This window comes from Streptomyces sp. TRM49041, assembly GCF_008271805.1.
GTDB lineage: Bacteria > Actinomycetota > Actinomycetes > Streptomycetales > Streptomycetaceae > Streptomyces.
Map to the genome: position 1 here is coordinate 131,421 of NZ_VSRY01000173.1, position 22,662 is coordinate 154,082.

17 protein-coding genes and 1 pseudogene are annotated in these 22,662 nt (G+C 71.5%); 14 read left to right on the forward strand and 4 right to left on the reverse strand.

What is annotated here, in order from left to right; all coding sequences use genetic code 11:
- Positions 1-62 precede the first annotated feature (62 nt).
- The 7 genes from FVS66_RS33430 to FVS66_RS33460 all read left to right on the forward strand — a co-directional run bounded on the left by FVS66_RS33430 (position 63) and on the right by FVS66_RS33460 (position 10,552).
- The gene (locus FVS66_RS33430) at positions 63-1,541 is read left to right on the forward strand and encodes an aldehyde dehydrogenase family protein (RefSeq protein ID WP_187645814.1); all 1,479 of its coding nucleotides are present in this window, start codon (positions 63-65) and stop codon (positions 1,539-1,541) included.
- A 65-nt stretch (positions 1,542-1,606) separates the two neighbouring features.
- Positions 1,607-3,148: a GMC oxidoreductase gene (locus FVS66_RS33435; protein WP_149184992.1), complete on the forward strand. Its 1,542-nt coding sequence runs from the start codon at positions 1,607-1,609 to the stop codon at positions 3,146-3,148.
- Entirely contained in the window at positions 3,145-4,206 is a 1,062-nt protein-coding gene (locus FVS66_RS33440) for a glycine betaine/L-proline ABC transporter ATP-binding protein (RefSeq protein WP_149184993.1), read from the forward strand. Before FVS66_RS33435 ends, FVS66_RS33440 begins: the two co-directional genes overlap by 4 nt.
- On the forward strand, positions 4,203-6,335 hold the full coding sequence (locus FVS66_RS33445; RefSeq protein WP_149184994.1) for an ABC transporter permease subunit: 2,133 nt from the start codon (positions 4,203-4,205) through the stop codon (positions 6,333-6,335). The genes FVS66_RS33440 and FVS66_RS33445 overlap by 4 nt, the downstream gene beginning before the upstream one ends.
- A gap of 123 nt (positions 6,336-6,458) precedes the next feature.
- Entirely contained in the window at positions 6,459-7,433 is a 975-nt protein-coding gene (locus FVS66_RS33450) for an ABC transporter substrate-binding protein (protein ID WP_149184995.1), read from the forward strand.
- 379 nt (positions 7,434-7,812) lie between these two features.
- Positions 7,813-8,271, forward strand: a complete 459-nt coding sequence (locus FVS66_RS33455) for a hypothetical protein (RefSeq protein WP_149184996.1) — start codon at positions 7,813-7,815, stop codon at positions 8,269-8,271.
- Positions 8,272-8,284: 13 nt separating this feature from the next.
- Entirely contained in the window at positions 8,285-10,552 is a 2,268-nt protein-coding gene (locus FVS66_RS33460; RefSeq protein WP_149184997.1) for a M48 family metalloprotease, read from the forward strand.
- A gap of 861 nt (positions 10,553-11,413) precedes the next feature.
- Here FVS66_RS33460 and FVS66_RS36425 read toward each other — a convergent pair.
- Together FVS66_RS36425 and FVS66_RS33470 are read right to left on the reverse strand one after the other, a co-directional pair.
- Positions 11,414-12,130 (reverse strand): annotated as a pseudogene (locus FVS66_RS36425) (isocitrate lyase/phosphoenolpyruvate mutase family protein); the annotation flags it as partial.
- Entirely contained in the window at positions 12,127-12,660 is a 534-nt protein-coding gene (locus FVS66_RS33470; protein ID WP_149184998.1) for a carboxymuconolactone decarboxylase family protein, read from the reverse strand. The pseudogene FVS66_RS36425 and the gene FVS66_RS33470, both read right to left, overlap by 4 nt.
- A 47-nt stretch (positions 12,661-12,707) precedes the next feature.
- Here FVS66_RS33470 and FVS66_RS33475 point away from each other — a divergent pair, with 47 nt between their 5' ends.
- The 3 genes from FVS66_RS33475 (at position 12,708) to FVS66_RS33485 (ending at position 15,809) form a co-directional block, all read left to right on the forward strand.
- Complete coding sequence (locus tag FVS66_RS33475; protein ID WP_149184999.1) at positions 12,708-14,168, forward strand: PLP-dependent aminotransferase family protein; 1,461 nt, start codon at positions 12,708-12,710, stop codon at positions 14,166-14,168.
- 148 nt (positions 14,169-14,316) lie between these two features.
- Complete coding sequence (locus FVS66_RS33480; protein ID WP_149185000.1) at positions 14,317-14,619, forward strand: hypothetical protein; 303 nt, start codon at positions 14,317-14,319, stop codon at positions 14,617-14,619.
- Between the two features lie 8 nt (positions 14,620-14,627).
- Positions 14,628-15,809: a glutathionylspermidine synthase family protein gene (locus FVS66_RS33485; RefSeq protein ID WP_149185001.1), complete on the forward strand. Its 1,182-nt coding sequence runs from the start codon at positions 14,628-14,630 to the stop codon at positions 15,807-15,809.
- A gap of 78 nt (positions 15,810-15,887) precedes the next feature.
- On the opposite strand, the gene rocD is transcribed toward FVS66_RS33485, so the two are convergent.
- A complete protein-coding gene (gene rocD, locus FVS66_RS33490) occupies positions 15,888-17,093 on the reverse strand; it encodes an ornithine--oxo-acid transaminase (RefSeq protein ID WP_149185002.1) in 1,206 nt (401 codons plus the stop codon).
- Positions 17,094-17,315: 222 nt separating this feature from the next.
- On the opposite strand from rocD, the gene glyA reads away from it, so the two are divergent.
- The 4 genes from glyA (at position 17,316) to FVS66_RS33510 (ending at position 21,468) form a co-directional block, all read left to right on the forward strand.
- Positions 17,316-18,596 (forward strand): serine hydroxymethyltransferase, encoded by a 1,281-nt coding sequence (gene glyA, locus FVS66_RS33495; protein ID WP_149185003.1) that lies wholly within the window; start codon positions 17,316-17,318, stop codon positions 18,594-18,596.
- 185 nt (positions 18,597-18,781) lie between these two features.
- Positions 18,782-19,807 carry a tryptophan--tRNA ligase gene (gene trpS / locus FVS66_RS33500; RefSeq protein ID WP_399226808.1) on the forward strand — a complete coding sequence of 342 codons (1,026 nt, stop codon included), beginning with the start codon at positions 18,782-18,784 and terminating at the stop codon, positions 19,805-19,807.
- A gap of 82 nt (positions 19,808-19,889) precedes the next feature.
- Positions 19,890-20,492: a 2'-5' RNA ligase family protein gene (locus FVS66_RS33505; RefSeq protein WP_149185005.1), complete on the forward strand. Its 603-nt coding sequence runs from the start codon at positions 19,890-19,892 to the stop codon at positions 20,490-20,492.
- A 79-nt stretch (positions 20,493-20,571) separates the two neighbouring features.
- Positions 20,572-21,468 (forward strand): YihY/virulence factor BrkB family protein, encoded by an 897-nt coding sequence (locus FVS66_RS33510; RefSeq protein ID WP_149185006.1) that lies wholly within the window; start codon positions 20,572-20,574, stop codon positions 21,466-21,468.
- Here FVS66_RS33510 and FVS66_RS33515 read toward each other — a convergent pair.
- Complete coding sequence (locus tag FVS66_RS33515) at positions 21,428-22,636, reverse strand: D-alanyl-D-alanine carboxypeptidase (protein WP_262387349.1); 1,209 nt, start codon at positions 22,634-22,636, stop codon at positions 21,428-21,430. The two genes, FVS66_RS33510 and FVS66_RS33515, sit on opposite strands and share 41 nt — an antisense overlap.
- Between the last annotated feature and the right edge of the window lie 26 nt (positions 22,637-22,662).

A 22,662-nucleotide genomic window follows, 5' to 3' on the forward strand; every position in this document is an offset into this window, starting at 1 on the left:
GACCGCACCGGGTACGGAAGGCAACACGCGAAGTGTCGGAACAGGAAAAAAAGAGCATTTACGTGGCTGGGGAGTGGCGCACTGCTACTTCGGGAGCCACCCGGGACATCCTCGACCCGGCCGACGCCACGACCTTCGCGGTCGTGGCCGAAGGCGGGGCCGAGGACACCGACGCCGCGATCGCCGCCGCACGCGAGGCATTCGACAACGGCCGGGGCCAGTGGCCCACGACACCGGTCGCCGAACGGGCGGCGCTGCTGCGACGGGTCGCCGACCTGCTCCAGCGGGACCGCGAGACCATCGGGCTCCTGGAGAGCCGCGACGCCGGCAAGACCCTGGAAGAAGGCCGCGTCGACGTCGACTGCGTCAGCGACGCCTTCCGCTACTTCGCCGACCTCGTCATGAACGAGAGCGGCGGCCGCGTCGTCGACGCCGGTTCACCCGACATCCACAGCGTGGTCGTCCAGGAGCCGGTCGGTGTGTGCGCCCTCATCACCCCCTGGAACTACCCGCTGCTCCAGGCCAGCTGGAAGATCGCCCCGGCGCTCGCCGCCGGCAACACCTTCGTCATCAAGCCGAGCGAGATCACGCCGCTGTCGACGGTCGCCCTGATGCGTCTGCTCGCCGAGGCCGGACTCCCGGCCGGCGTCGCCAACCTGGTCACCGGCCCGGGCGACCCTGTCGGCGCCCGCATGGCCGAACACCCCGACGTCGACCTGGTCTCCTTCACCGGCGGCCTGGTCAGCGGCACGAAGGTGATGCGCGCCGCAGCCGACAGCGTCAAGAAGGTCGCGCTCGAACTCGGCGGCAAGAACCCCAACGTCGTCTTCGCCGACGCCTGCACCACCGCCGACGGCTTCGACACCGCCGTCGACCAGGCCCTCAACGCCGCCTTCATCCACAGCGGCCAGGTCTGCTCGGCCGGCTCCCGGCTCATCGTCGAGGAGTCCCTGCGGGAACGGTTCGTCACCGAACTCGCCCGCCGCGCCGAGAAGATCCGCATCGGCCGGGGCACCGACCCCGACGTCGAGTGCGGCCCGCTGGTCTCCGCACAGCAGCTGGCCCGCACCGAGGACTACGTCGCCTCCGCCCTCGCCGAGGGCGCCGTCCTGCGCGCCGGCGGGGAGCGCCCCACGGACCCGGAGCTCGCCGACGGCTGGTTCTACCGCCCGACCGTCCTCGACCGCTGCCACCGCGGCATGCGGATCGTCCGTGAGGAGGTCTTCGGCCCCGTCCTCACCGTCGAGACGTTCCGTACGGAGGACGAGGCCATCGCTCTCGCCAACGACACCGAGTACGGACTCGCCGGAGCCGTCTGGTCCGCCGACGCCGGCCGCGCCCGCCGCGTCGCCGCCCGGCTCCGCCACGGCACCGTCTGGATCAACGACTTCCACCCCTACCTCCCGCAGGCGGAGTGGGGCGGCTTCGGCAAGAGCGGCATCGGCCGCGAACTGGGCCCGGCCGGCCTCGCCGAGTACCGCGAGAGCAAGCACGTCTACCAGAACCTCACCCCGCGCCCCGTGCGCTGGTTCAAGGGCTGACTTCGACCGCACATCGACCGGACAGCGACCGGACAGCGACCGAACAGGGACGCAGGAACACACACATGAGCACCAACACTCCTCATAGCACCGAGTACGACTACGTCATCGTCGGCGGCGGCACCGCCGGTTCCGTCATCGCGCACCGCCTCACCGCCGACCCCGACGTCACCGTCGCGGTCGTCGAGGGCGGCCCCGACGACCGCGACCGCCCCGACGTCCTCACCCTGCGCCGCTGGCTCGGGCTGCTCGGCGGCGATCTCGACTACGACTACCCGACCGTCGAGCAGCCGCGCGGCAACTCCCACATCAGGCACAGCCGCGCCCGCGTCCTCGGCGGCTGCTCCTCCCACAACACGCTCATCTCGTTCAAGCCGCTCCCCGTCGACTGGGACGAGTGGGCCGAGGCCGGCGCGGACGGCTGGGGCGCCGCCGCCATGGACCCGTACTACGACCGGCTCCTCAACAACATCGTCCCCGTCGACGAGAACGACCGGAACGCCATCGCCCGCGACTTCGTCGACGCCGCGCAGAACGCGCTCGGCGTCCCGCGCGTCGAGGGCTTCAACAAGAAGCCCTTCCACGAGGGCGTCGGGTTCTTCGACCTGGCCTACCACCCGGAGAACAACAAGCGGTCCTCCGCGTCCGTCGCGTATCTCCACCCGGTGATGGACGAGCGGCCCAACCTGCACATCCTGCTGGAGACCTGGGCGTACCGGCTGGAACTCGACGGCAACCGGGCGCGCGGCGTCCACGTCCGCGGCAAGGACGGCACCGAGACGCTGCTGACGGCCCGCCGCGAGGTGGTCCTCTGCGCGGGCGCCGTCGACACGCCCCGGCTCCTCATGCACTCCGGCATCGGCCCGAAGCGGGACCTGGAGGCGCTCGGCATCCCCGTCACCCACGACCTGCCGGGTGTCGGCGAGAACCTGCTCGACCACCCCGAGTCGGTCATCGTCTGGGAGACCGACGGGCCCATCCCGGACAACTCGGCGATGGACAGCGACGCCGGGCTCTTCGTCCGCCGCGATCCGGACGAGCCGGGCCCGGACCTGATGTTCCACTTCTACCAGATCCCGTTCACCGACAACCCGGAGCGGCTGGGCTACGAGAAGCCCGCCCACGGTGTGTCGATGACGCCGAACATACCCAAGCCGCGCAGCCGCGGCCGCCTCTACCTGACCAGCGCGGACCCCGAGGTGAAGCCCGCCCTCGACTTCCGCTACTTCACGGACGAGGACGACTACGACGCCCGCACCCTCGTCGACGGCATCCGCATCGCCCGCGAGATCGCCAAGACCCAGCCGCTGGCGGGCTGGCTCAAGCGCGAGGTCTGCCCCGGCCCCGAGGTGACCGGTGACGCCGAGCTCAGCGAGTACGCCCGCAAGGTCGCGCACACCGTCTACCACCCGGCCGGCACCTGCAAGATGGGCGCCGCCGACGACGAACAGGCGGTCGTCACCCCGGACTTGAGGGTGCGCGGCCTGGAGGGCATACGCGTCGCCGACGCGTCCGTCTTCCCGACGATGACCACCGTCAACCCGATGGTGGCGGTCCTCATGGTCGGCGAGAAGGCCGCCGAACTGCTGGATGGTGAGACCCGATGAACGCTGTCGAGAACCAGAACACCCCCGTGTTCGGCGTCCGCGACCTCTGGAAGGTCTTCGGCCCGAAGGCCGACCGCATCCCCGGCGACCCCGAGCTCGCCGGACTCTCGCAGGCCGAACTGCGCGCCCGTACGGGCTGCACCGCCGCCGTCCGCGACGTCTCCTTCGACGTCCGCAAGGGCGAGGTCTTCGTCGTCATGGGCCTGTCGGGCTCCGGCAAGTCCACCCTGGTGCGCTGCCTCACCCGGCTCATCGAGCCCACCTCCGGCACGCTGGAGATCGACGGCGAGGACGTGCTCGCCATGGACAAGAACCGGCTGCGCGACCTGCGCCGGCACCGCGCCGCCATGGTCTTCCAGCACTTCGGCCTGCTGCCGCACCGCTCCGTGCTCGACAATGTCGCGTACGGCCTGGAGATCCAGGGCATGGCCAAGGCCGAGCGGCGCGCCAAGGCCGCCGAGTTCGTCGCCAAGGTCGGCCTGGAGGGCCTTGAGCACCGCAGGCCCGGCCAGCTCTCCGGCGGACAGCAGCAGCGCGTCGGCCTGGCCCGCGCGCTCGCCGTCGACCCCGAGGTCCTCCTCTTCGACGAGCCGTTCAGCGCCCTCGACCCGCTGATCCGCCGCGATATGCAGGAGGAGGTCGTCCGGCTCCACCAGGAGGAGGGCCGCACGATGGTCTTCATCACCCACGACCTGAGCGAGGCGCTCCGCGTCGGCGACCGCATCGCGCTGATGCGCGACGGCGAGATCGTGCAGCTCGGCACCCCCGAGGAGATCGTCGGCGCGCCCGCCGACGACTACGTACGGGACTTCGTCCGCGACGTGCCGCGCGAGCAGGTCATGACGGTGCGCACCGCCATGCGAGCCGGCGACTGCGGCGGCCCCGACCACCCCGGCGCCCTCGACCCGGACACGGTCGTCGTCAACGCCATCGACACCGTCGCCCGCAGCGGCAAGGCCGCCTGCGTCGTCGAGAACGGCGAGTGCCTGGGCGTCGTCGACCACCGCAGTCTGCTGTCGGTCGTCGCAGGGGTCCCCCTGGGGAAGGCGGCGGCATGACCGCGACCACCCCCACCCCCGCCCAGAAGAGACCGGAACCGGGACCGGAATCAGAGGAGGCCGCGGTGCTGAAGGACACGGACAACGCGTCCGCCGCGTCCGCCGTGACGCCGGTCGCACCGGCCCAGGACGCCGGGGACGCCAAGGAACCCGCCCCCGCCGGGTGGCGCTCGCTGCTGCCCGCCCACCCGCTGGTGCGCCGCCTGCTGCCGCTGGGCGTCGCCGCGGCCGTCCTCGTGCCGCTCGCCGCCGTGCTGTGGGGCAGCGGAACCTGGCCGTCCGCGCTGACCGTCAACGTCCAGGAGCCCCTGGACGACGTCTACAGCTGGGTCGTCAACAACCGGGACAGCAACCCGGTCTTCCTCTACTTCCTGCTGCACGTGAGCAACTGGTCCGACGGCTCGGTCGCCTGGATGACCGGCCTGCTGGAGAGCGTCGGCTGGCTCCCGGTGACCGTGGCCGCCGTGCTGCTGTCCTGGCGGGTCGGCGGACTGCGCGACAGGCGCGGGCTGAAGCTCGCCGGTGTCACCCTCGCCGCCTTCGCGGTGAGCGGGATGCTCGGCATGTGGCAGGCCACCATGGAGACCCTCGCCCTCATGGCGGTCGCGGTCTCCGTCGCGGCGGTCATCGGCGCGCTGCTGGGACTCGGCGCGGGCCTGTCGGACCGCTTCGAGCGGATCCTGCGGCCGCTCCTGGACACCATGCAGATCATGCCGGCGTTCGCCTATCTGCTGCCGCTGGTGCTGCTGTTCGACATCGGTGTGCCGTCCGCGCTGATCGCCACGATCATCTACGCGGCCCCGCCGATGGCCCGGCTGACCTCGCTCGGTCTGCGCGGCGCGGACCCGTCCGTGATGGAGGCCGCCCAGTCGATGGGCACGAGCCCGGTGCAGCGACTGCTGACCGCCCGGCTGCCGCTGGCCCGCAAGGAGATCCTGCTCGGCCTCAACCAGACGATCATGATGGCGCTGTCCATGGTCACCATCGCCTCGGTCATCGGCGCCGGCGGCCTCGGCGAGGAGGTGTTCCGCGCGCTGTCCACCGTCGACGTCGGCGGGGCGCTCGCCGCGGGCATTCCGATCGTGCTGCTGGCCGTCTGGCTGGACCGCGTGACGTCCGCAGCGGGCGAGCGGCTCGGCGAGGGCGTGGACCCGGTCGGCTCTCCCTGGCTGCACGGCTGGCGCGCCTGGACCGTCACGACCGTCTCGGGCGTGGCGCTGAGCGTGACCGGGTGGCGGCTGCTGATCGCCGAGTGGCCCGAGGCATGGGAGGTGGACATCGCCCCGCCCGTCAACGGCGCCGTGGACTGGTTCACCGGACACCTGGCCGAGGGCGTACCCGTCGTGGGCGGCACCCGCGCCTGGGCGGACGGCTTCACCCTGTGGGTGCTCAACCCGCTCCGGGAGGGCCTGACCACCATGCCGTGGTGGCTGCTGGTCCTGCTGGTCGCCGCGTGCGCGCTGCTCGCGGGCGGCTGGGGTGCGATGACCACCGCTGCCCTGGCGATGGCCGGCGTCGGCGTCATCGCCGTGTCGGACGGCTCCCTGTGGGGCCACTCCCTGGACACGCTGTCCCAGGCGATCGCGGGCGTCGTCGTCACGCTCGCCCTCGGGTTCGCGATCGGAGTGGCGGCGGCCCGGGTGCCGTTGCTGGAACGCATGCTGCGGCCCGTCCTGGACACCATGCAGACCCTGCCGCAGTTCATCTACCTGATCCCGGTGGTGGCCCTGTTCAACGTGGGCCGGGCCGCGGCCGTCGCCGCGGCCGTGCTGTACGCGCTGCCCGCCGTCGTCCGGATCACCGTGCAGGGCCTGCGCCAGGTCGACGCGTCGACGCTGGAGGCGGCTCGCTCCATGGGCGCGTCCACCTTCCAGCAGATCCGCCAGGTGCAGCTGCCGCTGGCCCGTCCCGCGCTGATGCTCGCCCTCAACCAGGGCGTGGTGCTCGTGCTCGCCATGGTCATCGTCGGCGGCTTCGTCGGCTCGGGCGCGCTCGGCTACGACGTCGTCTACGGCCTCCAGAAGAGCCAGCTCGGCATCGGCCTGAGCGCCGGTGTCGCGATCGTGCTGCTGGGTCTGGTCCTGGACCGCGCCACACAGCGCGCCGGCAAGCAGACCGGCACCCACTAGACCGTCCGTCCACCCCCTGTCCCCCCGTCCCCCCCGTCCCCCCGTCCCCCCGTCCCGGCTCCCCCGCCCGGGGCTCCTCGCAGGAACCCCCGCCTGCCCGTCCGAAATGAGAGACACCCTCATATGAACACCACCAGAAAGAACCTCGTCCGCACCGCCACCGCCGCCGCCGTCGTACTCGGCATCACCGGCCTGACCGCCTGCGGCGCCGCCAAGACCGACTCCTCGTCGGGCAGCAGCGGCGGCTCCGGCAACGTCACCATCGCGGTGCCCTCCTGGGTCGGCGCCGAGGCCAACGCGGCCGTCGCCAAGCACATCCTGGAGACCGAGCTCGACACCAAGGTCAAGCTCACCCAGCTCGACGAGTCCGTCGCCATCGACGGCCTCAACAGCGGCAAGGTCGACGCGGTCCTGGAGGACTGGGGCGGCGCCCCGGACAAGATCAAGCTGTACGTCGACGACAAGAAGTCCGTCGTCGCCGGCGGCGACCTCGGCGTGGTCGGCCACATCGGCTGGTTCGTGCCGAAGTACCTGGTGGACAAGCACCCGGACATCACGGACTGGAAGAACCTCAACAAGTACAGCGACCTCTTCAAGACCGCGGAGAGCGGCGAGAAGGGCCAGCTGCTGGAGGGCTCGCCGTCGTACACCACCAACGACGACGCGATCATCAACAACCTGAAGCTGGACTACAAGACGGTCTACGCCGGTTCCGAGGCCGCCCAGATCACCCAGATCAAGGAGAACTACAAGGCCCAGAAGCCGTTCATCACCTACTGGTGGACGCCGCAGTGGCTGAACGCGCAGGTCGACCTGGTCGAGGTGAAGCTGCCCGAGTACAAGGAGGGCTGCGACGCCGACGCGAAGAAGGTCGCCTGCGGTTACGCCCAGACCTCGCTGCAGAAGTACTTCAACGCCGACTTCGCCAAGGACGGCGGGGACGCGGCCCAGTTCCTGAAGAACTTCAAGTGGACCGCCGAACAGCAGAACGAGGTCGCCGCGATGATCGCCGACCAGAAGCTGTCCCCGGAGGCCGCGGCCGAGAAGTGGGTCAAGGCCAACGAGGCCACCTGGAAGACCTGGCTCCCGAAGAAGTAGCCCGGCGAGCGCACGGCGGGTGGGCCCGGCAACGGGCCCACCCGCCGTCGTATGCTCCGGACGCCGTTGCCGCACGTGGCGATCAGCCGCCGGTCCCACGAAACCGCAAACCTCCTCGCACCCCTCGTCGACCCTGAGCGGCCGGGCCGTTCAGACACCGACGGCCGCGCGGGCGTGTGTCTCCCGTCCCAAAGGCGGCTTTTTCTGAGCCAGTCACGCAGGGAAATCGAACAGTGTGGCGGTCGAGGTGTGCGCGGATCAGGAAGTCACTAATTCCCCCGCAATCTCCAGAGGCCTCGCGATACGCTGACGTGCACTCAGGAGGGGGTAATGCAAGATGAATTCCGGCTCAAACGACCCGCAGAGCGTGACCCGACCTGTGATCACCGGGAAGGAACTCGCCCGCACAGCCCTTGAGCAAGTCGCTCCACAGGAGCTGCGGCACTTTGAAGCCTCCTATTCCTCCTATGAGCGTGATCCCCGGGCATTCCGCAAGGTCGGGCCGCGGTCCGGCTTCGGAGAGATCGACGGGACGACGATGACCGTCGTGATCGTCGCCGCCGCACAGTTCGCCCTTGGTGTCGCGGGCGCGGCTGTCGAGGGTGCGTTGAGCGACCGTCTCTCCGAGCGGTTCCGCGATTCCCGCGGATGGTGGCGCCGCCGTCGCGAGCTTCCCGTACCGGCCGAGCCCGCGCCCGAGACGCTCCGCGCCGTCCGCGAAACGGTGCTCGAAGAGCTGGCGAGGATGAAGATCGGTGAAGGCGAGGGCGTCCGCGAGACAGCCGCGAACGCGATCGTCGGTGCACTGGTGGTGAAGACCTCGCCGCCCGAAGCCTGAGCGGGGTCCTCCCATGCGAGACCTGCTGTCCGTCCGCTCGCCCCGGCTGATCGGTGTAGGCGCGGTGGCAGCCCTCTGCTACATGCTCTGCATGTTCGTGGGATACCTGGTGTGGGTCGGAGTGGACGCGATCATCGAACCGGAGGGCCCGCAGAGTCGCTGTGACGCCCAGGCGACCGCGGCCGTCCCCGTCGTCGAGGGCCCGGCCGATGCCGGGCGCTGGCTGCGGATCACCACCGAATGCGCCGCGCCCTTCGACCGGATCGACGGACTGGAGATGCTTTTCGGCTTCACGGGCTGGGTGGCCGCCTGCATGCTCTACGACTGGCGGGCGCGGAGCAACCACCACAGGGACCCCAGCCCGCTCGACGAGCAGTACCCTGCCGAGGCAGCGGCTATCCGGAGCATCGGTGAGCGCATCGCCATCGGTGAGAAGCCCGGGCGGCGCGGCGCGGTCGAAGTCCGGTACACCCTCGAGGTGGGTCCTGCCGAGATCTCCGGCCGGGCCAGCGCCCCGGTGCTCCGGGTCGGTATGAGTCTCCTGGACGTGTTCCGGCAGGACCGTGCCGTCTTCGATGGCGTCATCGCCCATGAGTACGGCCATCTGGCGCGAGAGGAGCTGCGGACTCAGTACCTCGCCCAAGCGCTGTACCGAGGCACCCTCGCGCTCGTCGCCTTGTGGGCACTGCCCATCCTGATTCTGCTGGGTGTCCGCGATACGGCCTTCTCGCGCTACGTTCTCGAGTTCGTCTGGCGGGGCAGCGTGGCGACTCTGGTGGCGGTCTTCGGCTACTGGAGCTTTGTCCGGTCATGCGAGATCCGGGCCGATCTGCGCGCCGCTGCTTCGCTGGGAAGCCTGGAGCCCGTCGAGAAGTCCGTCAGGTGGCTCCAGGAAACCCAGCGCAACCGCAATGCGAAGAAGTTCGGCCCGTCGCGGATCAGCGCTGTGGCTCGTCGGCCTTGGAACCGTCACCCCTTCGCTGTCAAGCGACTGCAGGCACTGCGCGCGCCGGAACGGGCCCTGCGGTTCGGTGGTTACGGGGCGTTCCTGCTCGGGTTCGCCGCAGCGGTAGCCATTCCCGCTCTGCAACTGCATCTGGGCCTGCTTGCGGCCGGCACCTGGGTCGCACGGAACAGCACGGCGGTGGCAGCCGCGATCGTCGGATATCCCGTCGGATCTGCCCTGCTACGAGGCATCCGGACCAACGTCTTCCTCCGGAACCGGGGAGGCGACGCACGGCTGGCGTCCTCGTCCTGGACGGCGTCGGTGGGCTTCGGCCTCTGTCTCGCCCTCGGACTGTTCACCGGCGCCGTTCTCTGCTGGACGACGGTCGCGACCGGCGCCGCGCTGGTCGAGTCCGCCGTCAGCGCCCTCGCCACGCTGATCGTCGCCGTGGCTCTGTGCTTGTGGTACCGGGCGGGTGCGGAACTGGTGTTCCGTCGCTGGCCCGAACTGGTGCGGAGATTCGCCAGGGACGAGCTGGCGCCGGCGGCGGCGGCGCAGTTTCGCGTGGGGCGGCGGTCGGGCGCCGTGCTCGCCGCTATGGGCTTCGTGTTCCTCTACGCGCTCAGCGGCGCGATCCGCGTGACGCGGTATCCATCATCCGTCGCACCGCCAGGCATGCCGCTCGCGGACAGGGCCCGGTATCCCGACGAGGCCGAGGTGCTGTCCACGGTGATCTACCAGTCGGGAGGCGTCTGGCCGCGCGTCGTGGCCGTGGTCGCCTTGGCTCTCGCACTGCTGTTGCCGTGGCTGCGCGGCGCGATCCCGGACCGCCTGCCGGTCTCCGACCCCGTGTCGGCGACAGGCATGGAAGCGGCGGAAGACTGCGTAGGGCTTGGGCACGACGCTTTGCGGGTCCTCAACAGCGCGGTGGTCGCCGCCCGTGGGAGAGCAGTGGGGACCTTGGACGTGCTGTCCGCCGTGTTCCGCGTCGCCGAAGGCGACTGGACAGCGTTCGCCGTCGCTTGCGGGATCGGGCCACCGGATCCTCCCCGCGCGGTCCGGGAGCCGGAGTCCGAACACACGCTGAACGGAGATCCCGTCCAGGCCGGTCTCCGCATCACCGAACACCTCAAAGCTGCCTTGTTGCAGGCCGCGCGCTTGACGCGGGAAAGGGAGGAAGGGCACGTGTCGTCGGTCCACATCGTGCTGGCCATCCTGGACGACGAAACGAGCGAGGCCGCTGCCTGGCTGGCCACGCAGGGCGACGGCGCCTCTCAGTGGCGTCGGCACATTGCGGAGCGTGTGCTGGGGGAGGCACCTCAAGAGGAGAACTGAAGGCCCGCCGGACGAGCCTGTGGCCGGGCCCGGCCACCACGGCAGCCACGGGACTGAGGCGAACGAGGCGCTGTAGGCGCCCGACGTCGGGTCGGTGTACGGGGACGGGCAGAAGGCCCCTGTCGGCCGCTTCTCCCGGTGGCGACAGGGGCCTTCTGCGTTCGTTCCCGGCCGGTGCCGAGCCGAACGGGCGGTGCGGCGGGTTCAGCCCCCGATGCCCGGGACCAGGCCCAGGGCCGGGGCCACCGGGGCCACCGCCTGACGGAGCTGGCCGAGCTCCTGGACGCCGCTCAGGCCGCCGAACTGCTCGGTGATCCTGGGGACCTGGTGGCGGTACTCGGGGGAGACGTTGCTCGCCGACAGGTCGTCGACCTGGCTGAGGAGGGACGGGCCGCCGGGGCCGACCGGGAGGCCGCCGGGGACGACGCCCGCGTGCGCGGTCGGGGCGGAGAGGGCGGCGGCCCCGGCCGTGACGGCGAGGGCTGCGAGGACACGCTTGGTCTTGGTCATAACCGGACCAACGCCCCCATCCCGGTCCGGGACACGGGCCGGTGGCTTCCCGCGGTCAACCTTCCGGCGGTACGGCGCGTCCCCGTCCTGAGGGGTCACCCCCTGGATGTGACACAAGGAGAAGCGCCGATGTCCGCGAAACCCCAGTCCCGACTGTCCGTACAGACCTTCTTCCCGCTGATCGCCGCGGCCTACCTGTCGTACATCTCCATCACCGGAGACGACCGGTCGACGTGGCTGCGGTGGGTGTACGGGGCCGTGTCCGTCGTCCTCGTCGTCGGAGTCGCCGCCACGGTGGTGAACCAGAAGAGGGCCGTCTCGCGCGGCCGGGACGACGAGGCCCAGCCGCTGGAGGGCCGTCGCGATCTCCCGTAGCGCCGCCATGGTGCGGCGGTGCGGGCCCGGGCCGAACGTGATGCGGGTGGCGCCCAGGCGGCCGAGTTCCGGGATCGTCGGGCCGCCGTCGGGCAGCGGGTGGGCGTTCAGCGGCGCCCTGATCTCCGCCGTCAGGAGCGGGAGGTGCTCCGGCGGGGCGAGGATCGGGTACACGCAGTCCGCGCCCGCCTCCAGGTACAGACGGGCCCGGCGGATCGTCTCCTCCGGGTCCTGGACGCCGCGGACATATGTGTCCACCCGGGCGTTCAGGAACAGACGGCCGCCCGCCTCCGCCCGTACCTCCGCCAGCCGGGCAGCCTGGGCCTCCGCGGGGAGCAGCGCGCCCGCCTCGCTGTCCTCCAGGTTCACTCCCACCGCGCCCGTGTCCAGGACCCGTGCCACCAGCTCCTTCGGCGGCAGGCCGTAGCCGGACTCGATGTCCGCCGACACGGGGACGTCCACCGCTCGGGCGATACGGGTGATCGCGGCGAACATCTCGTCGGGCGGCGTCTCCCCGTCCTCGTACCCCAGCGACGCCGCCACCCCCGCGGACGGCGTCGCCAGGGCCGGGAAGCCCGCCTCCACGAACACCCGCGCGCTCGCCGCGTCCCACGGGCCCGGGAGGACCAGGGGGTCGTCCGGGGCCCGGCCCCGGTGCAGGGCGCGGAACACGCTCACCGCGTCGCCGCTCACTTGTGGCCCTTGAACTGGCCGGGCGTGTAGTGGCCGGGGACCGAGCGGCTCGTCACGGCGATACGGTTCCATGCGTTGATCACCACGATGGACCCCATCAGGTGCGACAGCTCCTTCTCGTCGAAGAGCTCCGCCGCCCGCTCGTACACCTCGTCCGGGACGAAGCCCTCCGTCAGCAGCGTGACCGCCTCGGTCAGTTCCAGCGCCGCCAGTTCCCTCTCCGTGTAGAAGTGCCGCGACTCCCGCCACGCGCTCAGCTGTACGATCCGCTCGACCGTCTCACCCGCCGCCAGCGCGTCCTTGGTGTGCATGTCGAGGCAGAACGCGCAGTGGTTCAGCTGGGAGGCGCGGATCTTCACCAGCTCGCCGACGACCGGGTCGATGCCGCCCAGCGCCGCCGCGTCCAGCCGGACCATCGCCTTGTAGACCTCCGGCGCGTGCTCCGGGATCACGATGCGGGCCGGCTCCTCGGGAGCGTACGGCGCGGCGGTCGTCGCGGTCGTGGTGTTCTTGTTCGTGTCTGTCGTCATGTCCTAGAAGCTACGCGGCAGTTGGTCCGGCTGTATGGTCCAGTCGTATGACGGATTCCTGGGCCACTTCCGGCGTCGACCTGCACCTGGAGATACGCGGACCCGGTGGCCTGCGCGCCGGCCTCATGGACGCCCTGCGGGAGGCGGTCAGGACCGGGCGGCTCACGCCGGGCACGCGGTTGCCGTCCTCGCGGACGCTCGCCGCCGACCTGGGCGTCGCCCGGAACACCGTCGCCGACGCGTACGCCGAGCTGGTCGCCGAGGGGTGGCTCACCGCCCGGCAGGGCTCCGGGACCCGCGTCGCCCGCCGCGCCACGCCCCGCACCCCGGCCGTGGCGCACGCCACCTCCGGCCCCCTGCCCTGGCAGCGGACGGCACCCGCGGGCCGCGACGCCCGCCGCGTCAGGCCCCTGCACACGCTGCACCCCGGCACCCCCGACCTCGGCTCCTTCCCCCGCGCCGACTGGCTCAAGGCCGCCCGCCGCGCCCTCACCGCCGCCCCGCACGAGGCGTTCGGCTACGGCGACCCGCGCGGCCGCCCCGAACTGCGCACCGTCCTCGCCGACTATCTGGCCCGGGCCCGCGGCGTGCACGCCGACCCCGACCGCATCGTGATCTGCTCCGGCTTCGCCCACGGCCTGATGCTGCTCGGCCCGGTCCTGCACGCCCGCCGGGTCCGGGACATCGCCGTCGAGTCGTACGGACTGGACCACCACTGGCGCCTCCTCCACGACGCCGGCCTCCGCACCCCGCCGCTGCCCCTGGACGGGCACGGCACCCGCACCGAGGAACTCGCCCGCGGCACCGGCCGGCCCGGCGCCGTCCTCCTCACGCCCGCCCACCAGTTCCCGCTCGGCGGCACCCTCCACCGCGAGCGCCGCGCCGCCGCCGTCGACTGGGCGCGGGCCACCGGCGGGCTCGTCCTGGAGGACGACTACGACGGCGAGTTCCGCTACGACCGCAAGGCCGTGGGCGCCCTCCAGGGCCTCGACCCCGAACACGTCGTCTACCTCGGCACCGCCAGCAAGTCCCTGGCGCCCGGGCTGCGCCTGGCCTGGATGGTGCTGCCCCGGCACCTCGTGCCGGACGTGCTCGCCGCGAAGGGCGACATCGACTGGGTGTCCAGCTCCCTGGACCAGCTGACGCTCGCCGAGTTCATCACCTCCGGTGCCTACGACCGGCACGTCCGTACGATGCGGCTGCGCTACCGGCGGCGCCGCGACCAGCTCGTGGCCGCCGTCGCCGAACGCGCGCCGGGCGTCCGCGTCAGCGGCATCGCCGCCGGGCTGCACGCCGTCCTCGAGCTGCCGACCGGCACCGAACGGTCCGCGCTGCGCGCCGCCGCGATGCAGGACCTCGCCCTCCAGGGCCTCGACAGCTTCCGCCACCCGGACGTGCCGCGCGGCGCCGGTGGCACGGTCGCGGACGGCCTGGTCGTCGGGTACGCCACACCCACCGACAGCGCGTGGAAGGGCGCTCTGGACGCCCTGTGCCGGGCGCTGCCGTAAGACGGCGGTACGGCCCGCCCGGCACAGCGTGGGCCTGCCGCAGCACGGCAGCGATGCCGCCGCGGTGCTGCCGGACCCCGCCGTAGCACTCATGTGCGACCGGCCTCTAGTCTGTGCGGCGTTCCACGCGTCAACGGGGGAGAAGTCCATGCGCAGACTGAGGTCGAGTCACGTCGTGCTGGGAGGGATGGGGGCGCTCGCGCTGACCCTCACCTCCTGCGGCAGCTCGGAGCCGGACAAGCGGTGCGTCGACCGGATCAGCCGCGAACTGCTGCCCGACTACAAGTGCAGCAGCAGCAGCGGCAGCAGCGGCAGTGGTAGCGGCGGCAGCGGAGGCGGCTCGTACTACTACGGCGGGTCCGCCCGCGACGGCAGGGCCGAGGGCGGCAGCTTCAACAAGTCGTCGGTGCAGCGCGGCGGCTTCGGCTGCTCGGGCACCGGCGGCGGCTAGGACGCCCGGTGAAGCGCCACACCATAGAACCCCGCCCCCACTGGCAGCGCACCGTCGAGGAGCAGGGCTGCGTCTATCCGCTCACCCGCTACCCGGACGGCTCGTTGCGGCCGTACTGGGACGAGAGCGCGTACTACTCCTTCACCCTCCCCGAGGTGGAGGCGCTGGAGGAGGTCGTCGAGGAGCTGCACGGCATGTGCCTGGCGGCCGCCGCGCACATCGTCGACAACGACCGGTTCGCGGAACTCGGCATCACCGACCCGCGGCTGGCCGCCCTGGTCGCCGAGTCGTGGCGCCGCCGCGCCGAACTGCCCTCCGTCTACGCCCGGTTCGACCTGCGGTACGACGGCGACGGCCCGGCGAAGATGCTGGAGTACAACGCGGACACGCCCACCTCCCTGGTGGAGGCGGCCAGCCCGCAGTGGTTCTGGATGGAGGACCGCTTCCCCGGCGCCGACCAGTGGAACTCGCTGCACGAGCGGCTGGTCGACGCCTGGAAGCGGCAGGCGCGCCTGCTGCCGCCGGGACCGCTGCACTTCGTGCACTCGGAGGGCGACGAGATCGGTGAGGACCTGATGACGGTCGCGTATCTGCGCGAGACCGCCGAACAGGCCGGGATCACCACCGAGGCGCTCTCCGTCGAACAGATCGGCTGGGACCGGCTGTCGGGCCGGTTCGTCGACGACCGGCTGCGCTTCGTCCGGAGCTGCTTCAAGCTCTACCCGTGGGAGTGGCTGGTCACCGACGAGTTCGGCCCGCACGTCCTGGACACCCTCGACAACGGCGGCGGCACGGGCACGACCTGCTGGATCGAACCGGCCTGGAAGATGCTCCTGTCCAACAAGGCGCTCCTGGCGATCCTGTGGGAGCTGTACCCGGGCCACCCGAACCTGCTGGCCGCTTACCTGGACGGCCCCCGCGAACTCGCCGACGAGGGCGGCTATGTCGCCAAGCCGCTCCTGGGCCGCGAGGGAGCCGGGGTCACCCTCCACGAGCCGGGCGCCGCACCCGTCGTACGGGACGAGCCCTGCTGCTACCAGGAGCTCGCGCCGCTGCCCGACTTCGACGGCAACCGCGTCGTACTGGGCGCCTGGGTCGTGGAGAACGAGTCGGCGGGCCTCGGCATCCGCGAGTCGTCGGGGCCGGTCACGGACGAGTACGCCCGCTTCCTGCCGCACGTGATCCTCTAGTACGGAAGTACGGAGCGGGCGCCAGGGTCTGCCGTGGCGTGCCGGGGCGCGCGGGCCGCGCGCCCCGGTCGACCGGGCTCAGCCCGCGAGGACGTCCCGCAGCTGCTCCAGCCCCCAGTCCAGGTCCTCCTTGCTGATCACCAGCGGCGGGGCGATCCGGATGGTGGAGCCGTGTGTGTCCTTCACCAGCACCCTGCGGTCCATCAGCCGCTCGGAGATCTGCCGGCCCGTGCCCTTGGCCGGGTCGATGTCCACGCCCGCCCACAGGCCGCGCCCGCGCACCTGCCGCACCGCGCCGCCGCCGGCCAGGAGCCCCAACTCGCTGTGGAGGTGGTCGCCCAGCTCGGCGGCCCGCTGCTGGTACTCGCCGGTGCGGAGCATGGCCAGCACCTCCAGCGCCACCGCGCAGGCCAGCGGGTTGCCGCCGAACGTCGAGCCGTGCTCGCCCGGCCGGTGCACCCCGAGGACCGCCTCGCTGGACACGACCGCCGACACCGGGACGACACCGCCGCCCAGCGCCTTGCCCAGCACGTACATGTCCGGCACGACGTTCTCGTGCTCGCACGCGAACGTCTTCCCGGTCCGCCCGAGACCCGACTGGATCTCGTCAGCGATGAACAGCACGTCCCGCTCCCGGGTCAGCCGCCGCACGCCCGCCAGATAGCCGGGCGGCGGTACGAGGACGCCCGCCTCGCCCTGGATCGGCTCCAGCAGCACGGCCACCGTGTTGTCGGTCATCGCGTCCGCGAGCGCCGTCAGATCCCCGTAGGGGACGATCTCGAAGCCCGGCGTGTAGGGGCCGTAGTCGGCGCGCGCCTCCGGGTCCGTCGAGAAGCTGACGATCGTCGTCGTACGGCCGTGGAAGTTGTCCGCCGCCACGATGATCTTCGCGGTGCCGTCCGGGACGCCCTTGACCCGGTAGCCCCACTTGCGGGCGGTCTTCACGGCGGTCTCCACCGCCTCCGCCCCGGTGTTCATCGGCAGCACCATCTCCATGCCGCAGAACTCCGCGAGCTGCTCGCAGAAGTCCGCGAACCGGTCGTGGTGGAAGGCGCGCGACGTCAGCGTCACCCGCTCCAGCTGCGCCTTGGCGGCCTCGATGAGACGGCGGTTGCCGTGCCCGAAGTTCAGCGCCGAATAACCGGCGAGCATGTCGAGGTAGCGGCGCCCCTCGACATCGGTCATCCACGCGCCCTCCGCGGTCGCCACGACGACGGGCAGCGGATGGTAGTTGTGCGCGCTGTGCGCCTCGGCGGCAGCGATCGCGTCCTGCGTTCTCGACACGGGATCTCCGTTCATCTTCGTACGGCCGGTCGTCTCTATCGTCGCTCGGGATACGGACAGGGAAACCTGGTCCGGAAAGCGACGGATAGGGTGGACGGTACGCGCGGCGACTGGCGTACGGGGAAACGACCCCGGGGGAGCCGTGCGCGGCAGACAGCAAGGGGCGCCGCCCGCCTGGGCACCCCGAGGACGACACACGCGCTGCCCACCCCGGAGGACGCCATGACCGGACCCGTCACGCCCGCCACCACACACCCCGCGCTCGCCGCCGCCGACCCGGAGCTCGCCCGGCTCGTCGGAGCCGAGGAGCGGCTCCAGGCGGAGACCCTGCGCCTCATCCCCAGCGAGAACTACGTCTCGTCGGCCGTCCTGGAGGCGTCCGGCACGGTCCTGCAGAACAAGTACAGCGAGGGCTACGCCGGCCGCCGTTACTACGAGGGCCAGCAGGTCGTCGACCAGGTCGAGCGGCTCGCCGTGGCCCGGGCCAAGGGCGTCTTCGGCGTCGACCACGCCAACGTCCAGCCCTACTCCGGCTCGCCCGCGAACCTCGCCGTCTACCTGGCGTTCGCCCAGCCCGGCGACACCGTGATGGGCATGGCCCTGCCCATGGGCGGCCACCTCACGCACGGCTGGGGCGTCTCCGCGACCGGCACGTGGTTCCGGGGCGTGCAGTACGGCGTACGTCACGACACGGGCCTGATCGACTTCGACGAGGTCCGGGACCTCGCCCTCAAGGAGCGCCCGAAGGTGATCTTCTGCGGCGGCACGGCCCTGCCCCGCACGATCGACTTCCCCGCGTTCGCGGAGATCGCCCGGGAGGCGGGCGCCGTGCTGGTCGCCGACATCGCCCACATCGCCGGGCTGATCGCGGGCGGCGCCCACCCGTCGCCCGTCCCGCACGCCGACGTGGTCTCCACGACCACGCACAAGACGCTGCGCGGCCCGCGCGGCGCGATGCTGATGTGCCGCGAGGAGCACGCCAAGGCCGTCGACAAGGCGGTCTTCCCCGGCCTCCAGGGCGGCCCCCACAACCAGACCACGGCCGCGATCGCGGTGGCCCTCCACGAGGCGTCCCAGCCGGCCTTCCGCGACTACGCCCACCAGGTCGTCGCCAATGCCAAGGCCCTCGCCGACGCGCTGCTGGCCCGCGGCTTCGACCTGGTCTCGGGCGGCACCGACAACCACCTGATCCTCATGGACCTCACCGGCAAGGACGTGCCGGGCAAGGTCGCGGCGAAGGCCCTCGACCGGGCGGGGATCGTCGTGAACTACAACACCGTCCCGTACGACCCGAGGAAGCCCTTCGACCCCTCCGGCATCCGCATCGGCACGCCGTCCCTCACGTCCCGGGGGCTCGGTACGGAGCACATGGCGGCGGTCGCGGAGTGGATCGACCGGGGTGTGGCGGCGGCCCGGAAGGGCGACGAGGAGGCCCTGGCGGCGATCCGCGCGGAGGTCGCGGACCTGATGGCCCAATACCCGGCGCCGGGCATCCCGGCGTAGGGGCGGCCCGCGGCGGCCTTCTTCCCCACCCCACCCCACCCCTTCCCGAATCGGGAGCTCCGCCCCCGAACCCCCGCTCCTCGAACGCCGGAGCGGCTGGACCTCAGCCTGGAGCCCCGGTCCCGGGAAGGGGCGGGGGCGGGGGAGGAACCGCCGCGCACGAGTCCGCTTCCGCACCTGAGACAATGAGGGACATGGCCTCTGCTGATCGTCCTCGTGTGCTCTCCGGAATCCAGCCCACCGCAGGCTCCTTCCACCTCGGCAACTACCTCGGCGCGGTCCGCCAGTGGGTCGCGCTGCAGGAGACACACGACGCCTTCTACATGGTCGTCGACCTGCACGCGATCACGGTTCCGCAGGATCCCGCCGAGCTGCGTGCCAACACCCGCCTCGCCGTCGCGCAGCTGCTCGCCGCCGGGCTCGACCCGGAGCGGTGCACCCTCTTCGTCCAGAGTCATGTCCCGGAGCACGCCCAGCTGGCCTGGGTCATGAACTGCCTCACGGGCTTCGGCGAGGCGTCCCGCATGACGCAGTTCAAGGACAAGTCCGCCAAGCAGGGCGCCGACCGCGCCACGGTCGGTCTGTTCACGTACCCGATCCTCCAGGTCGCGGACATCCTGCTCTACCAGGCCAACGAGGTCCCGGTCGGCGAGGACCAGCGCCAGCACATCGAGCTGACCCGGGACCTCGCGGAGCGGTTCAACGGCCGCTTCGGCGAAACGTTCACGGTCCCGGCGCCGTACATCCTCAAGGAGACGGCGAAGATCTTCGACCTGCAGGACCCGACGGCGAAGATGTCCAAGTCGGCGTCCACGCCGAAGGGCCTCATCAACCTCCTCGACGAGCCGAAGGCGACCGCGAAGAAGGTCAAGAGCGCGGTCACCGACACCGACACCGTGATCCGCTTCGACCCGGAGGAGAAGCCGGGCGTCAGCAATCTGCTCACGATCATGTCGACGCTCACCGGAACGTCCGTCGACGACCTGGTCAAGGGCTACGAGGGCAAGATGTACGGCGCGCTCAAGACGGACCTCGCGGACATCGTCGTGGAGTTCGTCACGCCGTTCCGCACCCGCACGCAGGAATACCTGGACGACCCGGAGACGCTGGACTCGATCCTGGCCAAGGGCGCCGAGAAGGCCCGTGCCGTCGCGGCGGAGACCCTGGCGCAGACCTACGACAAGGTGGGTTTCCTGCCCGCCAAGCACTGAGTCCAAACGACTCTGGCCATGGGACAGGTCGAGGCGCCACACTGGCGACCGGATCGTATGACCGAAGGATGAGGAGAACGACGTGGGGACCGTAACGCTCGGCGTTTCGATCGCGGTCCCGGAGCCCTACGGCAGCCTGCTCCAGGAGCGGCGCGCGGGCTTCGGCGACGCCGCGGCCCACGGCATCCCCACGCACGTCACGCTCCTCCCGCCCACCGAGGTGGAGGCCGGGCTGCTGCCGGAGGTCCGGGCACATCTGGCCCGGGTCGCGGCGGCGGGGCGGGCGTTCCCGATGCGGCTGAGCGGCACGGGCACCTTCCGGCCGCTCTCCCCGGTCGTCTTCGTCCAGGTCGTGGAGGGCGGCTCGGCCTGCTCGTGGCTCCAGCAGCGCATCCGTGACACCTCGGGTCCGCTGGTGCGGGAACTCCAGTTCCCGTACCACCCGCATGTGACCGTCGCCCACGGGATCGCCGAGGAGGCGATGGACCGGGCGTTCGAGGAGCTCGCCTCCTTCGAGGCGGAGTGGACGGTGTGCTCCTTCGCCCTCTACGAGCAGGGCGCGGACGCCGTGTGGCGGAAGCTGCACACCTACGAGTTCGGCGGCTGCGGCCCCGCGGGGAAGGTGCCTCCGCAGGGCTCACCGGTCGACGAGCAGGCGCCCACCACGCACGGCCCCTGCTCCTGACCCGGCGGAAGGACCCGGCCGACCGGATGAGGGGCGCGCCGCGGGACTCCGTGCGCCCGTCCGGTGGTAGGCGTACGCAATGGACTGGCTGACCAAGCTCCCCGTCATCGGCCCCTGGGCCGCCCGGCTCATGCGCACCCACGGCTGGCGCGCGTACGAGACCCTCGACCGTGCCCGCTGGTCCCGGCTGGCCGCCGCCATCACGTTCATCAGCTTCCTGGCGGTCTTCCCGCTGCTCACCGTGGCCGCCGTCATCGGCGCCGCGCTGCTCAGCGACGCGCGGCTGCGCTCCGTCGAGGACAGGATCAGCGAGCAGGTGCCGGGCATCTCCGACCAGCTCGACGTCGGCTCCCTCGTCGACCACGCGGGTACTGTCGGCCTGGTCGCCGGGGCGCTGCTCCTCCTCATGGGCATCGGCTGGGTCGGCTCCATGCGCGAGTGCCTGCGCGCCGTGTGGGGCCTCGAAGCGGAGGAGGGCAACCCGGTCGTCCGCAAGGGCAAGGACGCGCTCGTCCTGCTCGGCCTGGGCGCGACCGCGTTGGTGTCGCTCGCCGCCTCCGGGCTGGGCTCCACCGCCGTCGGCTGGACCGCCGACCTGCTCGGCCTCTCGGACGGCCGCCTCGGCGAGATCCTGCTGCAGGGCGGGGCGCTCGTGATCGCCGTGCCGGCCGACTTCCTGATCCTGCTGTACCTGCTCACCCTGCTGCCCGGCGTGGAGCCGCCGCGCCGCGACCTGATGGTCGCCGCCCTGATCGGCGCCGTCGGCTTCGAGCTGCTGAAGCTGCTGCTGGGCGGCTATATGAAGGGCGTGGCGGCGAAGTCGATGTACGGGGCGTTCGGCGTGCCCGTGGCGCTGCTGCTGTGGATCAACCTCAGCGCCAGGCTGCTGCTGTTCTGCGCGGCGTGGACGGTCACGGGGAAGCGGCGTCGTGAGGCTACTGCGCCGGCCCCTTCCGGACCGGCCACCGCCGATTGATCAGGAACACCGCGCCCGCCAGCACCACCAGCACTCCGCCGACGACCGCGAGGGCGATCCCGGCCCCGCTCGACCCGGGCCCGGACTGCCCGGCGGACGTCGCCTCGGCGGCACCGCCCCGCTCGGCGGGCCCGACGCCGGCGTCCGTACCGGTCTTCGCGGACTTCGGCGGCACCAGCTGACCGACCGGCTTGGCCTTCCCGGCCGCGGCGAAGCCCCAGTCGAGGAGCCGCGCGGCCTCCTTGTAGACGGCGAACCGCTCATCCGACGACGGGTTCATGACGGTGACGAGCAGCACCCGCCCGTTCCGCTCGGCGACCCCGGTGAAGGTGGAGCCGGCATGGGTCGTCGTACCGTTCTTCACCCCGGCGATGCCCTTGTACGGCTCTATGCCGAAGTCCCCGGTCAGCAGCCGGTTGGTGTTCTGGATCTCGAACGTCTCCCGCTTCTTGCCGGGCTTCTGCTCGCCGGGGAACTGCGTCCGCACGGTCGAGCAGTATGCGCGGAAGTCCTTGTTCTGCATCCCGCTGCGTGCGATGAGGGTCAGGTCGTACGCGGACGAGACCTGCCCCGGCGCGTCGTAGCCGTCCGGGGAGACGACCTCCGTGTCCAGTGCCTGGAGCTCGTCGGCGCGCTCGTTCATCTCCTTGACGGTCTTGTCTATGCCGCCGTTCATCTCGGCGAGCGCGTGCACGGCGTCGTTGCCGGACCGCAGGAACACACCCAGCCACAGGTCGTGGACGGTGTAGATCTGCTTCTCCTTTATCCCGACGAGGCTGGACCCCTCGCCGAGCTTGCCCAGCTCACCGGCCGACACGAGGTGCTTCTGCGTCTTGGGGAACTTCGGCAGCAGGGTGTCCGCGAAGAGCATCTTGATGGTGGAGGCGGGGGCGAGCCGCCAGTGCGCGTTGTGCGCCGCGAGGACGTCGCCGCTCTCCGCGTCCGCGACGATCCAGGACCGGCCGGTGAGCTCCTTCGGCAGTACGGGCGCCCCTGCCGCCAGCTGGACCTGTGTCCCCGGCTTGCCGAGCCGCTCCCCGCCCACCGTGGACATGGAGGCGGGCGGCTTCGGCTGCGGGGTGGGCGACGCCGCGACCGCGGGTCCGGCGGCGACGAGGGGCAGCAGCGCGGCGGTGACCACGGCGGTGGCCTTCTTGAGAGCAAGCACGTTCGAGAACGTACAACCACCCGCCG